Source organism: Nocardia arizonensis, from assembly GCF_001310275.1.
Taxonomy (GTDB): domain Bacteria; phylum Actinomycetota; class Actinomycetes; order Mycobacteriales; family Mycobacteriaceae; genus Nocardia; species Nocardia arizonensis.
This window is the reverse complement of the sequence record NZ_LGYZ01000133.1, coordinates 233606-247393: the sequence shown is the minus strand read 5'-3', so window position 1 is coordinate 247393 and position 13788 is coordinate 233606. Positions and strand designations below refer to the sequence as shown.

The window sequence follows — 13788 nt, the reverse complement described above, 5'->3', positions numbered from 1 at the left end:
AGGGGCGATGGTACGAGGGCGGGAATGGACAGGATTTGAAGCAGCCGCTTTGCAAGAAGCGATGAGACGGTCGGTGCGGGAATTCGCTGCACTGCTCGGGCTAGAGACGACCACCGTCGCCAACTGGCGCAGTGGTCTGAGTGCCGTCGTGCCGCGCTCCAACACCCAGGCGATTCTGGATACGACCTACCAGTCGCGGGCATCCGACGACGACCGGGCCAGGTTCGAGGAGATTGTTGGGGAGGGAGAGGATGTTTGGCGGAGGCGGCATCCGTCCACTACCCGGCAGTATGAAGTGCCCGCAGCGTCAATCACAGTGGCCACAGCGACAAGTAGCAGCGATGTCTTTGAACCTCCGGCGGAGATTGTCCGGCGGATGAGCAGACTGCACGCCTTCGACGTTGACGAGGCTGTCATTGATGTCATCGACGTGGCGCTTGCGGACGTGCTTGGTCGCTACGAACTGGAAGGACCGGTCCGTCTGGCACCTGAGGTGCGTTCCCTGCGCCAAGAGGTCAATTCACTCCTGGAACAGTGCCATCAGCCAGTGCAGCTGCAACGCCTGTACAGATTGGACGGACAGCTTGCGGGTGCACTCGGCTATATGGCGGTCAACCGCGGGCGGTTCCACGCCGCGAACATGTACAGCCGGGAAGCACTGAGGATCGCCGAGTTCATTCGAGATGTTGAGCTGCAAGCGTGGGTCAAAGGGACGCAGAGCTTCTGCGCCTACTACCAAGAGGAGTACACGACTGCGGTTGGACTTGCCGAGGAAGGAATTCGGCTCGTGGGCGATACTGCGCAGGCGATCCGCCTCTACACGAACGGATTAGCCCGAGCGCTGGGGAAGATCGGAGATGCGAAGGGTGTCGAACGCGCAGTTGAGGCGGCGATGTCAATCGCTTCGTCCGTCGAGACGCCGCCCGGCCTGACCCCAGCTTTGTCGTTCCAGCCGTACAGCGAGGCACGCTTGGAGGCCAACGCGGCCACGGCGTATCTCTCAGCTGGCGACTACGAGCAGACACTCACCTACGGCCAGCAGGTTGAAGCACACGTCAATGCATCGGACTCGGTATGGAGCCGGTCGCTGGTTCGCCTGGATGTAGCCACGGCACTGGTGCGTCAGCCTGATCGCGACGTCGAACATGCGATGGATCTCGGCGTCGAAGCGCTCAACGCTTCTCAAGACCGGCCCATCCGGTCGGTGTGGCAGCGTGCCCACGACCTCGCCGACGTCGTGACGATGGTTGACGTCCGCAAGGCCAAGGACTACGCGGATGAACTGCGCGAATGGTCAGCCAAAGCACGAACGGTTGCGTCACCTGACAGGGCTACGGCCGAAGAGTGATGACCGCGCACTCATCCCACTCATAGCGGTGATCGGTGCGCCACAGCCGCACCAGCTTGACGGCGTCCACCAGCACGGTCGCCGATGGCAAGTCGCGCAGTGCCGCAATCTCTCTGATGACCGGTGTCGCGTCGCGCGGCGTCTTGTTGTAGGCAATGCCGAGGTGCGGGCGAAATCGGGAGGTCGGCTTCGGCCGGAACTCTGGTCGTACTGTGGCCAGGCTTGTGGTGAGTCGAGCGTGCAGGTCAACCAGGCAATCCCAGGGTGTCACCGAGAAGCGAATTGCGCTGGGCGAACCAGCCAGCGGGCCAACATCCAGCGAGAATGCATCCATCTCGGCCAACTGTTCATCGGCAGTTGCGACGATGGCCTCCATCTCGGATACTGTAATGCCTTCGGCCGCACCCACTTTCAGGACTGTCAGGTGAAGGCCGTCGGCTGGCACCAAACTCAGATGCGTCGTATCAAGGCGTGACTGACTCTGCTCGACAAGACGCACGAGTGCCGGATCGGTGAAGGTCAGATACCAGTAGTAGGCGGCGTAATCCGGTTCCCAGACCTTCCGCGTCCAATGGTCGTCAAGCCGAGGCAACGTCTGGAACGCCTGCCAATCGTTAGCACGAATCGTTTCGGCATCCGTCAGCGAGGCGGGGCGCTCAGGAGGGAACGATATACCACCAACCGATCCGTCCTCCACCGCCACAGTCACGGGAACATGGAGGTCGGTGATGTCGAGAGGGCCAGTCACGGCGTTAATCCTAGATGAAAGATCAAGATTCGGTCTTTCCGCATCTTCACGGCTGTGAATCGCGGAAGTGGTGGTGCGTTGTTGGCCAGCGGTGTTACTGACCGCCTGCGTACCGTCGTTGCTGACGACGAACAACCCGCCGAAACTGCCTGATTTCGGTAGGTTCCAGCGGGTTGCCCGGCCATTTGTGATGGCGAAGTGCCGTCAGGTCAGAACTTCGGCAAGTTGAGCAGGTTGTTTCTCGGATCTCCGTCCGGCCGAGTCTGGAGGTACTTCGGCCGACCGTTGCCCGGCGTCTTCACCTCAACCGTGGCAGGCTTCGTTCCCGGCTGCTGGACGTAGGCATGGCCGCCTTTGTCTTCGATCCAGGTGACGAGACGCGCCCTGGTCCACGTATCGGAGTTGCCGGTCCCGTCTTCGATCCACTTGAGCAACTGAATGTGCTCATGCGTATTGCCACCTTCGAGGTGGACTTCAGTGATACGGATGGCCATGAGGTCTCCGTCCTTCCGGTTGGGCTGACGGAGATACCAGGGAAGGCATCTCCGAGCACGTCCGAAACCGGAGACTTCCCAGCAAACTGGCGCGTTCAATTAGCGCAGCGCTACGACTCTTGGTAGCTTCGTGGCCTGCCCTACGCAAGCAGAACCACGTTGACTACGGAGCGGAAGCCCGACCAGGGATTTCGACTCCGTAGTCGCGTGCTTGGCACAGCATATACCCGACGAATGACACGGATGTAAGTCCACGTCTACCTGGTCATTTGTGAGCTGTGGATGGTTTTGTTAACAGACTGTGGATAAATCCGGCTTTCGAACCGTTGTTCGACCATTTCCTCAGTCATTTGCTGTGGATGCTGATCAGTAACTTCCGATTGTGAGATGAATCACTCCTCTTCCAAACCGGCTCCCGCAGTGCTAAGCAATCGCTTGGTTTCCGGCGATGATGTGAAGCAGATCGGAAGAAGCGATGGCCGGATCAAACAGAAAGCCGGTCAGGAGTGACCGCTTCGCCCGTCGCATCACGTCGTCTTCTGCTTCACCGCTAGCCCCGGTCACAGCCCAGATCCAGCCGTGTTCGTACAACGACTGATGGGGGTTTCCTGCATCTCTTCTTGTTGGTGAACGCGGCGACGGGCGAGCACCTGTTCAACGGACTCCGGCACGTCGATCAGGCGGCATCCGCCATGACGGACAGCCTCCACCACGACGCCGAGGGCGCACCGGCATTCGTTGACGGGCAGTGTTCTGTGGTGCCCATGAGGGCACCATCATTCGGCTTCCGCAAGACGGCATCCAGCGAGGTGGATGCGGGTTTGTATGTCAGGGCGAAGGGGTGGTCGAGAGGGTGGGGTGACGCTGCCTGCTATCCCACTGCCCGTACGACACGCACCGGTGCGCTCAGGAGGACTTCCCAGACCGGCGGCCCCCATTCGGTTGGCATCCCTGACCGGTCGTAGCCCTCGAACTGAGCCCAGTAGATGTCGGCGAGTTGAAGGACGTCCCCTGTTTCGGGCAGGGTCTGAAGCAGCGACATGTCGGCACGAAATCCCGGATCTGCGGTTTCGACTTCCCAGATCGTTCCGCACTGCTTCAAGGCTTGGAACTGGCGTGCATCGTCCAAGCTCTCGAACGCGAAGAAGGACTGGAGTCGAGACGGTGCGCCTTGGAACTTATTCAATCGCACCAGCTCCCACAACAGTTCGAGGCTCGTACATTGATCGACCGCGAACCGCTCTTTGCCCTTGTCATTGATAATCTTCGTCTGAAACGTTCCGCGCAAATATGACTCGCCGTGCAACGACAAGCCATCGTCAAACCATTTCGGCGATGTATTGCGTGAACGCTCGATGACCGCACCTTCTTGGAGTCGGTGTCCTCGATCGAGGTGGTAGTACGTCGGCATGATGATCCGTTCTGGCGGTTCGGCTTCGGCGAGGCGATCGCAGATCGCGGTGGATCTGGGGCCGCCTCGCTCAGGAACATACGCCGCTGCGCCGACAGGTTCACGCATCTGGTTGTGGTGCCCGATAGGGCACCATCATTCGGCTCCCGTAAGTCGGAATCTGCTGAGGTCAGAACGATTTCCAGGTCGATGCGGCGCGAATAGCGGGACGAATACGCCCAGATCGACCGTGGTGGCCACATCTTCGACTCCACAGACCAACCGGGCCACGGCCACCGTCACGACGGCTCGCTGCCGGAAGCCCGCACGGGCATCGCCCACATCCGAGTCCTCCGGACAGAACGCACTCAAAAGCGGCAGAAGATTGCCGCCCGCTGTCGCCGGAAGCATTCCCCATCATCGTCTTCCATCCCTATTTTCCCCAAACCCGTTGCGCCGTAACAAAATTGTTTCCCCGCCTTTCTTCCCAAAACCCGCAAGGGATTGTAAAATAGGGTGTATGGCGACCACGCAAAAGCGCGAATAAACACAATTTTCACTCCACGAGATAGGGAGGGTCGCCGCATGGCGACCCTCCCTATCCTTGTAAACGGGTGAAGCCTCCGCCGACGCGCGTCCGACCATACCGAAACGTAGTCCCGGCAAAGGAGGTTATCTATGGCAACACGAAACACTCGCAATCCTCATGCTTCACCGCAGGAGCCGTTCCCGTCCCACGACCCGAACAGCCCGAGCGATCTACCCCTCGGAGGCGAACCCTTCCGCCCCAAGCTGGCCCTGGTGTACCTGCGCGTCTCCACCGCGCGCCAAGCCAAGCGCGACGGTGAAATCGAGGGCTACTCGATCCCGGCGCAGCGCACCAGCTGCCACAAACGCGCTCATGAACTCGACGCTGCGGTCGAAGAGTTCGTGGATGCCGGGGCTTCGGCCCGGTCGGCGGATCGGCCGGGGCTACAAGCCTTGCTGGCACGCTTGGCCGATCCCTCGCAGCCGCCCGTGGATTACGTCATCGTGCATAAGCTGGATCGGCTGGCCCGCGACCGCGCCGACGACGTGGCGATCCTCCTCGCCATCCGCCAAGCCGGGGCGACGTTGGTATCGGTGTCGGAGATGGTGGACGAAACCCCGGCGGGCACGCTCATGCACGGCATCGTGGCGTCGTTTGCTGAGTACTACTCTCGCAACCTCTCCACCGAAGCCAAGAAAGGCATGAGTGAGAAGGTCAAGCGTGGCGGCACACCGGGACAGGCACCCATCGGGTACCTCAACGTCGTCCACCGAGTGGACGGTACGGACATCAAGAGCGTGGTCATCGACGAAGTACGCGGCCACCATATGGCCTGGGCATTCGAGCAGTACGCGACTGGCGAGTGGAGCATCGCGGCGCTACGCGACGAACTGGAAGCACGGGGTCTGCGCAGCCGCCCGACCAAGAAATATGTCGGCACACCGCTCAGCCGCGCCCAACTGCACCGGCTACTCAGCAATCCGTACTACAAGGGCCTGATCCGCTTCAAGGGCGTGCTGTTCGAGGGCAAGCATCCGCCGCTGGTGGATGAGATCACCTGGCAGCAGGTGCAAGACGTGCTGGCCGGACGGCGTATCGCCGGGGATCGTTCCTGGAAGCACGGGCATTATCTCAAGGGCAGCTTGCGCTGCCAGCGGTGTGGCGGACGGATCGGCTACGGCTGGAGCCGAGGCAAAGGCGGACGCTACGACTATTTCTTCTGCCTGGGACGGCACACCGGCCGCTCGACCTGCGATTTGCCCTACATTCCAGCCAGTGCCATCGAGGACAAGGTGGCTGAGCGCTGGGGCCGTATCCGGTTCAGTGAAACCGAGATTGCCAGCATCCGCGAAGAAGTCTTGGCCGACGCCAAGCAACTGCGCGACCAACACACTCAGCTCGCCGAACAGCAGCGTCGCCGCCTGATCCAACTCGAACGCCAGAAGACGAAACTGATCGACGCGTATATGGCTGACGCCATCCCGGTCGAAGACCTCAAACAGCGACAGACCGCCGTCATGGCCGAGATCGCTGACGCACGACGACTCATCCAAACCGCCGACATCCAGCTGGCGGATCTCAATACCCAGCTCGACGTTGTGCTTGGCCTGCTGACGCATGCCCGCACCCTCTACGAGCGAGCCGACGGTACCGCCCGGCAACTGCTCAACAGCGCCATGTTCGCCTGGCTCACGATAGACAGCCACGACGACCCGGATGCTTCGACCAGCGCCACAAGCAGCAGTGGTTGGACGCCGCAAGAGGCCGAACTGGCAGGCGGGGAGCTGAGCGAGATCGTCGGGGCGGTGTTGGGGTACCACCCGGATGTGAGGGAAGCGGCAACCGAAGCGAAGGATGCTGGCGGATTCGACGCACAGCGCGAGGCGGCAGACGCGAACAGTGGCAGCGCCATGCTTCCTACCCGCGTCCACACACCCCACATCGGTGGGCTCGGGGTGTTCCGGCGAGCACTATCCACACAGCCGCACGCGAGGACAGACGACGCAGCAGCGATGGGAATAGCAGGAGCCGTTTCACGCTCTGACGGGCGCGGAACTGCCGGACAAGGCCACGACGCGGCCCTCACGCCCGAAACCGTCACAACCAGGCGAAACAGCCACAAAAGCGGAAACAAGGCCGGACAAGCAGAAACCCCGGCCAAACTTGCGTTTGACCGGGGTTCCAACGTGTACTACTTGGCGGAGGATAGGGGATTTGAACCCCTGAGGGCGTTAACCCAACCCGCGTTCCAGGCGAGCGCCATAGGCCACTAGGCGAATCCTCCGTGGAGCAGCATAGCGGCAGATGCCCTCGAGATGCCAAACCGGGGGCCTGCGCGGGCGTCGCCGCGCGGCCGGACGGGGGCTTCACAAGGGGGATGCGGGAGGACGCGCCCCCCTTCCGCGCTGGCGTCCGATGACCCGCTACACTGGCCAACGGATCCCGCGCGGCGCGCATCCTGTGAACTCCCCCAGGGCCGGAAGGCAGCAAGGGTCAACGGGCTCTGCCGGGTGCGCGGGGTCCCCTATTCTCCGGCCGTCGGCCGATCTCCCGGTCGAGAATCGCCCACCACTTCGGCACCGTCCCCGGGTAACGTGAGCAGCGGTCCGCCGACGGTCGTCCGACCCCCGGTACGGATGTCGAATATTCGCCCCTTCGCTGCTTCGAAAGGCTGCTCAGGATGCCCCGGCAAACGCAAATCGGTGTGATGAGCCACGAGGAACTCGTGTCCGAACACGAGACCCAGACCGCGAATTACGCGACGCTCAAGACCGAGAAGCTCACGCTGGACCTCACGCGAGGCAAACCCGCACCGGAGCAGTTGGACCTCTCGGCGGGGCTGCTGTCGCTGCCCGGACCCGACGACTACCGCGACGGCACCGGCACCGACTGCCGCAACTACGGTGGTCAGCGGGGGCTTCCCGAATTGCGCGCGATCTTCGGCGAACTGCTCGGCATACCGACCGAGAACCTGATCGCGGGCAACAACGCGAGCCTGCAACTGATGCACGACGTGATCGTCTACGCAATGCTGTACGGCACCAACGATTCCGAGCGCCGCTGGGCCGCGGAACCGACCGTGAAATGGCTGTGCCCGAGTCCGGGTTACGACCGGCACTTCGCCATCACCGAGGCGCTCGGTTTCGAGATGATCCCGATTCCGATGGCCGACAACGGCCCGAATACCGCCGCGATCGCCGCGCTGGTGGCCGCCGACCCCGAGATCAAGGGTCTGTGGGCGGTGCCGAACTACGCCAATCCGACCGGCGCGGTGTATTCCGAAGAGGTCGTGCGGGAACTGGTTTCGATGCCCGCAGCGGCGCCGGACTTCCGTCTGTTCTGGGACAACGCTTATGCGGTGCATCCGCTCACCGACACCGCCGCGCCGGTGCTCGACGTGCTCGGTATGGCCGCTGCCGCCGGAAATCCGAACCGGCCCATTGTCTTCGCCTCCACCTCCAAGATCACCTTCGCGGGCGCGGGCGTGAGTTTCCTCGGCGCCTCCACGGAGAATCTGGAGTGGTATCTCGGCCATGCGGCCAAGAGCAGCATCGGCCCCGACAAGATCAATCAGCTGCGCCATCTGCGTTTCTTCGGCAACGCCGACGGGGTCCGCGCGCACATGCAGAAACACCGCGAAATCCTCGAGCCGAAATTCAAATTGGTGCTGAAGATTCTGGAGGACCGGCTCGGCGCGTCGAAGGTCGCGTCCTGGACCGAACCCAAGGGCGGCTATTTCATCAGTCTCGACGTGATGGAGGGCACCGCGGCACGGGTCATCGCGCTGGCGAAGGACGCAGGCATCGCGCTCACCGCGGCGGGGTCGGCCTTCCCGTACCGAAATGATACCGACGACAAGAACATTCGCATCGCTCCGAGCTTTCCGAAGCTGCCGGAATTGGAGAAGGCGATGGACGGATTGGCCACCTGCGTCCTGCTCGCGGCCACCGAGAAGGCGCTGGGCAAATAGATCGGTGGCGGCGGCCGATACGGGTATCGGCCGCCGCCGCGTCGACTACGGCGATCAGCGTGGTTTATGGGCCAGCACGGCGAACATCGTGACCGACAGGTGGATATCGCCGGTTTCCGCGCCGCGGCGCAATTGCGCCAGCAATTCTTCGCGCTGAGCTTCGGTGATCGCTCCGCGCGCCACCGCCATGGCCGAGATTCGGGTGACCAGCGCGCCCGCGCCGACGCTGCGATCCTGCACCAGGGCGTGCGAGCCGATGTCATCGATCTCCAGGCCCGCCTTGGCGAGCAGGCCGGGGATGCGGCGTCCCGACCGCGGGTTGGTGGTGGCCGCGGCGAGGGTCTCGATGATCTTGTGCACGACCCCGATATCGCCGGGATGGATGATCGCGGTGCCCCAGTCGACGTCCACTACGACGGCGCGTCCGCCGGGACGCAGCACCCGGGCGATCTCGTTGGCCGCCCGCGCGGGCGCGGTCAGGTGCTGGAAGACGCGTTCACATAGTGCGGCGTCGAAGGTGTCGGCGCCGAAGGGGATGCCGTAGGCGTCGCCGGAGTGGAACCGCGCGGTGGAACCGGCCTCGCGCGCGCGGCGTTCGGCGGAGGCGAGCAGGTTGGGGTCGGGCTCGACGCCGATGGCGCTGCCGGTCGGCCCGACGGCCTCGGCGAAGGTCAGCACCTCCGAACCGCTGCCCGAGCCGATGTCGATCGCCGATTCGCCCGGTCGCAGTGCCAGCGCCTCATGCGCCCAGTTCCGTAGTCTGCGGATGCCCGGTAATGCCGCTTGGAGGTCGCGGACGTCGACGAGTTGGTCCTGGCCCGCGCTGTCGAAGCGGTCGGGGCGCGGTGCGAAGGTGTCCATGGCCGCGAGTCCGTTCCTGGGTCGTGCGGTCGTCTGAGGCATGGCGCGTAGCCTACGCGGCGGCGATGTCATCTGCCCGGCTGGGTTGTGAGATGTGTCACCATTTCGAGTCGCGCCCATCCGTGCGAGTGACCGCACGGTGACGCGACAGTGCGATGATCGAGTGCGTGCCCGCGATCCGAGTACGGCGAAAGGACCGATGGTGACGGTGGAACTGTGTCTGGCGCAGGAGCCCGAGGCGGACAAACTGCTGTCCGAGGATCCCTTCGCTCTGCTCACCGGAATGCTGCTGGACCAGCAATATCCGCTCGAACACGCCTTCCGCGGACCCAAGAAGATCGCCGACCGCATGGACGGTTTCGCCATCGAGAAAATCGCGGCCGCCGATCCGCAGGCATTCGAGGATCTGTGCGCGACTCCGCCCGCGATCCATCGCTACGGTCGGTCGATGGCCCGGCGCACCCAGGAGCTCGCCCGCTATGTCGTCGAGAACTACGGCGCGAATACCGAGGCGATCTGGACCGAGGGCGATCCGAACGGCGCCGAGGTGCTGCGCAGGCTCAAGGCGCTGCCCGGTTACGGCGACCAGAAGGCGCGAATCTTCCTGGCGCTGCTCGGCAAACAGCTCGGGGTCCGGCCCGCGGGCTGGGAAAAGGCGGCGGGCGCGTATTCGGAGAATGGTTCGCGGCGCTCGGCCGCCGATATCGTCGACGGGGAATCGCTGCTGGAGGTCCGTGCTTTCAAGAAGCAGTTGAAGGCGGCCGCCAAGGAGTCCGGGGCGAAATAGACGGCTCGAAAACCTGCGCGTCCCATTGGAATCGCGCTGCGTTTTTCCCTCGTTCGCAGGCGACTTCTCCGTGATGCTTGCCCTCGAATGCTCGTTCTAGATGAGGGAATGCAGGTCTATGAGGATGAGGAAACTGGCCGTCGTGGCCGCGTTGCTGACGGTGGCGACCGGTGTGGTGTCCGGCACCGCGGGCGCCGCACCGAAGCCGGCCGTGACCGCCCCGGTGAATTTCACCGCGAACACCGACGAGACCCGCTCGGTGATCACCACCGATGCCGGCTCCATCGGTATAGGCGCGGCGTGATGCGTGTCACCTGCCGGAATCTTGTGTGATCGCACACCGAAAGATAACTGGAGGTTGGAATCCGGTCCGAACCGGTGTTACCGTTTTTTTATGTCCAGCAACCATTCCACTGCCGTGCGGGTCACCTACGTGACCGCCGCGCTGGGGCTGCGGTTGCCGTTGACTCGCGAACTGTGTCGTTCCTGCCGCTGCGGCTGAGCTGAGCTCGCTCCCGGCTTCATGCTGCCTCGTCATCGCACGTAGTAGGCATATCCCGTCTCTTTCGGGACTTCGGCAAGGAATCTTCATATGTCCCTTCCCATCCTGGAGCGATCCGCTTCGCGGGTCGCCACCGGTCGTGTCCGCTCGGCCCGTCCAGTTATCGCCCCGGAACTCCGTATCGCCGACAATCCGGCCGCGGCCGTCCTGCGCGCGGCGACCGCGGGGCCGATCTCGCGTGACAATGCCGCGCGCACAACGGGTCTGAGTATCGCGACGGTCAACCGTCAGGTTTCGGCACTGCTGGCCGCGGGCCTGCTGCGCGAGCGCAACGACCTGACCGCCTCGGGTGCGGTGGGGCGTCCGCGCGTGCCGTTCGAAATCGATCACGAGGCATATCTGACCCTCGGCATTCACATCGGCGCGGCCGTCACCAAGATCGTCGCTGCGGATCCGCGCGGCCGGATTCTCGGCGGACTCGCGATCGCGACCCCGCGGACCGGACAGGATTTCGCGACGAACACCGTGGCGCGCAGCGCGCGTGCCTTCCTCCAGCGGTGGCATCGGCGCAAACCACTGTGGGCCGGTGTCGCCACCGGCGGACGGGTCGACCCGTTCACCGGTGTGGTCGATCACCCCAAACTCGACTGGAAGAACGCCCCGGTCGGCGCGGTCCTCGGCGAGGTACTCGAACTCCCGGTGTCGGTCGCCCCGCACGTAGAGGCCATGGCCGCGTCGGAACTGCTGCTCCCGACACCGGAACCGCGCGAAGGACCGCAACGCGGCAGCAGCTTGTATTTCTACGTGCGCGAAACCGCGGGTATCGCGGTGACTTTGGAGGGTCGCGTGCACACCCCGAGCAACGGGCCCGGGTCCATCGCGCATCTGCCGACCGGTTCGGATGTGGAATGCGGGTGCGGACGTCGCGGCTGCTTGGAGGTCACCGTGGGAGACCGGGCGCTGCACGCGCGGGCGGTCGGGCGCGGAATCATCCCGGCCTACAACGGAACCGCCGGGTCGACCATCACCGATCTGTATCGCGCGGCGGAGGCGGGTTCGGAGTCGGCGCGGGAACTGCTGGCCGAACGGGCGACCATGTTGGGGCATACCGTCGCGCTGGTGCGGGACATGCTCAATCCCGATCGGGTCATCCTCGGCGGACAGGCGTTCACGGCATACCGGCCCGCGCTGGCGCACGTGGCGACCGCCTTCCGCCAGGCGTCGATCCTGCCGCCCACCGACATACGGATCAGCGGATTCGGCGGCAAGGTACAGGAATTCGCGGCGGTGGTGACCTCGCTCAGCGCGATCTACGCCGATCCGCTCGCGGCCATGCGCAGGTCGCCCCCCGCCGAGTGAGCCGCGCGAAGGAAACGGCCGTCGTGCGTTTCGACCCGATCAGGACGACCGTCCGAACAGTCCTTCCATCGCGGTGATGAAGTACGGGAAATGTCCGGCGAAGCGCTGGAGATCGGTGTCGCGATCGAATCCGCCGAACCAGTAGAGCCCGGGTTGGGAGTCCGCGGCCGGGTCGAGATCGCGGAAGGTGCGGATCCAGTTGTCGGCGCGGCCGCCGATGACGGTGAACGGCAGGGCGCGGGAGAACACCGTCTCCTGTTCGGGCGCCGGAATCTGTTCGCGCCGAACGGCGTCGAGCCCACGTTGTAGCGCGCGCACCCTGCCCGCGAGCTCGCGGCCGTAGGCGGTGCGCACCGGCAGGTAGGTGGGCAGCAGGACGACGGCGACGCCCGCGAGGGCGATCGCGACGCCGACCAGGGCGTGTCCGGCCGAGAAGGCGAGCGCGATGGTCGCGGCGATACCCGCCACGATGAGCGCCGCGCCGATCCTGACCGGCAGGCCGGGACGGGAGCGTTCGGCGAAGGCGCCCTGTTCGACCGCGTCGGCCACCATCGCCTTGCGAATGGGTTCGACAGGAACCCGGCCGGGCGCGCGCAATTCGGCGACCGTGACCGCGTCGACACCCGCGGGCAGCAGTGCGGTGTACACGGCCTTCTCGTAGTCGCGCAGTTGATCGTCGGGCGCGTTGACCCGGGCGATCCGCCAGTCGTTGCCGTCCGGTGACGCCCCGATCGGCGTGACCCAGATGTAGCGGCGCACCGCGAGATCCACGACGGTGGCCGCGATGTCGATCGGATCGGCGTGCTCGTCCACGACCAGCCCGGCCGCACCGGGGAGTATGCCGTCGGGTGAGGCGAAGCGGATCTGCTCGCCGTCGCGCTGGAGTGGATCTATCACCTCCGAACCCGCGGTGGCCGAGGCGTTCTGGCTACGGGCGCGCAGCACGAACGCGGCCAGACCCGCCAGTGCCGCGATCAGCACGCCGAAGGCGAGCCATACCGGACCCGAGAGTGCGAACGCGCCCGCCTCGTCCTCGCGGATATCGGCATTGGCGGGCACGGTGCCCGGCGGCAGTTGCAGGGTCAGGTCTATGGTGTCGCCCTTGCGCAGATCGGTCTGCTCGAGGAACAGCGCACCGGTCGCCTCGACGCGCACGTCGGCGCACGGGCGGGCATTGCCGGGCGGGCCGAGTTTGCAGTCCACGATGCCCATTTCGAAACTGGGCGCGATCACCGAGGCGCTGATGGCGGCGATATCGGTATTGACGACGCCGAGCCAGTGGAAGACCTGGGTGCCCGGTGCGTCGCGGACCGTGTTGTGGATGGCGTAGGTGAAGGTGGATTCGCCCGGTCCGGCGTCGATGGTGAACTGGTCGCCCGCCACCGTGGCGGTGCCCGCGCCCTCGGTGTCCACGTCGGTGACCCGGAAGACCCGCTGCACGTCGTCGGTCAGCTGTAGTCGCAGCGGCAACGCCATCGTGAAGCGTTCACCCGCGGGCACTTCGACCTTCTCGACAACATTCAGCACACCCGAGCGATCGAGCTTCAGATCGGCGGTGATGGTGACGCCCGCGGGGGCAGGCTGACCGTGGGCCGGTGCGGCCGCGGCCAGGACCGAACCGGCGAGAATCAGCGCGCTCGCGGCGGCCCCCCGAAATGTCAGCATGGCTGCCTACTCTAGACAAGTTGCTATTCTTCGTCAGCGGCGCGGCGCGAGCGACGGGCCGGCAGACAGCAGCGACGGGCGTGACGCTCAGGGTCGAGTGCGCGCTGCTGATCCATCCTGTCGGCCACCATTCGA

Annotated in this window: 10 protein-coding genes, 1 tRNA gene, 1 other RNA gene and 1 pseudogene; 6 read left to right on the top strand and 7 right to left on the bottom strand. The window is 64.5% G+C overall.

The window, feature by feature from the left end:
- Positions 1-73 precede the first annotated feature (73 nt).
- Positions 74-1348: an NsdA family TPR-like regulatory protein gene (locus APZ21_RS32335; protein ID WP_156371452.1), complete on the top strand. Its 1275-nt coding sequence runs from the start codon at positions 74-76 to the stop codon at positions 1346-1348.
- Here APZ21_RS32335 and APZ21_RS32330 read toward each other — a convergent pair.
- The 3 genes from APZ21_RS32330 to APZ21_RS32320 all read right to left on the bottom strand — a co-directional run bounded on the left by APZ21_RS32330 (position 1332) and on the right by APZ21_RS32320 (position 4109).
- Entirely contained in the window at positions 1332-2231 is a 900-nt protein-coding gene (locus APZ21_RS32330) for a 2'-5' RNA ligase family protein (RefSeq protein ID WP_162240406.1), read from the bottom strand. The genes APZ21_RS32335 and APZ21_RS32330 overlap by 17 nt on opposite strands.
- Positions 2232-2305: 74 nt before the next feature.
- Positions 2306-2590, bottom strand: coding sequence for a DUF3892 domain-containing protein (locus APZ21_RS32325; protein ID WP_054816879.1), 285 nt, complete (start codon positions 2588-2590; stop codon positions 2306-2308).
- An 871-nt stretch (positions 2591-3461) separates the two neighbouring features.
- Positions 3462-4109, bottom strand: coding sequence for a hypothetical protein (locus APZ21_RS32320; RefSeq protein WP_156371451.1), 648 nt, complete (start codon positions 4107-4109; stop codon positions 3462-3464).
- A gap of 549 nt (positions 4110-4658) precedes the next feature.
- Between APZ21_RS32320 and APZ21_RS36530 the strand changes: the two are divergent.
- Positions 4659-5753 (top strand): annotated as a pseudogene (locus APZ21_RS36530) (recombinase family protein); the annotation flags it as partial.
- Between the two features lie 952 nt (positions 5754-6705).
- Here APZ21_RS36530 and APZ21_RS32305 read toward each other — a convergent pair.
- Positions 6706-6793: transfer RNA gene (locus tag APZ21_RS32305), tRNA-Ser, on the bottom strand.
- 150 nt (positions 6794-6943) lie between these two features.
- On the opposite strand from APZ21_RS32305, the gene ffs reads away from it, so the two are divergent.
- Positions 6944-7038: signal recognition particle sRNA small type (gene ffs / locus APZ21_RS33510), an RNA gene on the top strand.
- A 151-nt stretch (positions 7039-7189) separates the two neighbouring features.
- Positions 7190-8479 carry an aspartate aminotransferase type Ic gene (locus tag APZ21_RS32300; RefSeq protein ID WP_054816875.1) on the top strand — a complete coding sequence of 430 codons (1290 nt, stop codon included), beginning with the start codon at positions 7190-7192 and terminating at the stop codon, positions 8477-8479.
- 54 nt (positions 8480-8533) lie between these two features.
- On the opposite strand, the gene APZ21_RS32295 is transcribed toward APZ21_RS32300, so the two are convergent.
- A complete protein-coding gene (locus APZ21_RS32295) occupies positions 8534-9382 on the bottom strand; it encodes a methyltransferase domain-containing protein (protein WP_371852306.1) in 849 nt (282 codons plus the stop codon).
- Positions 9383-9539: 157 nt separating this feature from the next.
- On the opposite strand from APZ21_RS32295, the gene APZ21_RS32290 reads away from it, so the two are divergent.
- Positions 9540-10127, top strand: coding sequence for an HhH-GPD-type base excision DNA repair protein (locus tag APZ21_RS32290; protein ID WP_054816873.1), 588 nt, complete (start codon positions 9540-9542; stop codon positions 10125-10127).
- 96 nt (positions 10128-10223) lie between these two features.
- Here APZ21_RS32290 and APZ21_RS34615 read toward each other — a convergent pair whose 3' ends face one another.
- Positions 10224-10412: a hypothetical protein gene (locus tag APZ21_RS34615; RefSeq protein WP_063125122.1), complete on the bottom strand. Its 189-nt coding sequence runs from the start codon at positions 10410-10412 to the stop codon at positions 10224-10226.
- 307 nt (positions 10413-10719) lie between these two features.
- On the opposite strand from APZ21_RS34615, the gene APZ21_RS32280 reads away from it, so the two are divergent.
- Positions 10720-11988, top strand: coding sequence for an ROK family transcriptional regulator (locus APZ21_RS32280; protein ID WP_054816871.1), 1269 nt, complete (start codon positions 10720-10722; stop codon positions 11986-11988).
- Between the two features lie 39 nt (positions 11989-12027).
- On the opposite strand, the gene APZ21_RS32275 is transcribed toward APZ21_RS32280, so the two are convergent.
- Positions 12028-13653, bottom strand: a complete 1626-nt coding sequence (locus APZ21_RS32275; protein ID WP_054816870.1) for a DUF2207 family protein — start codon at positions 13651-13653, stop codon at positions 12028-12030.
- Between the last annotated feature and the right edge of the window lie 135 nt (positions 13654-13788).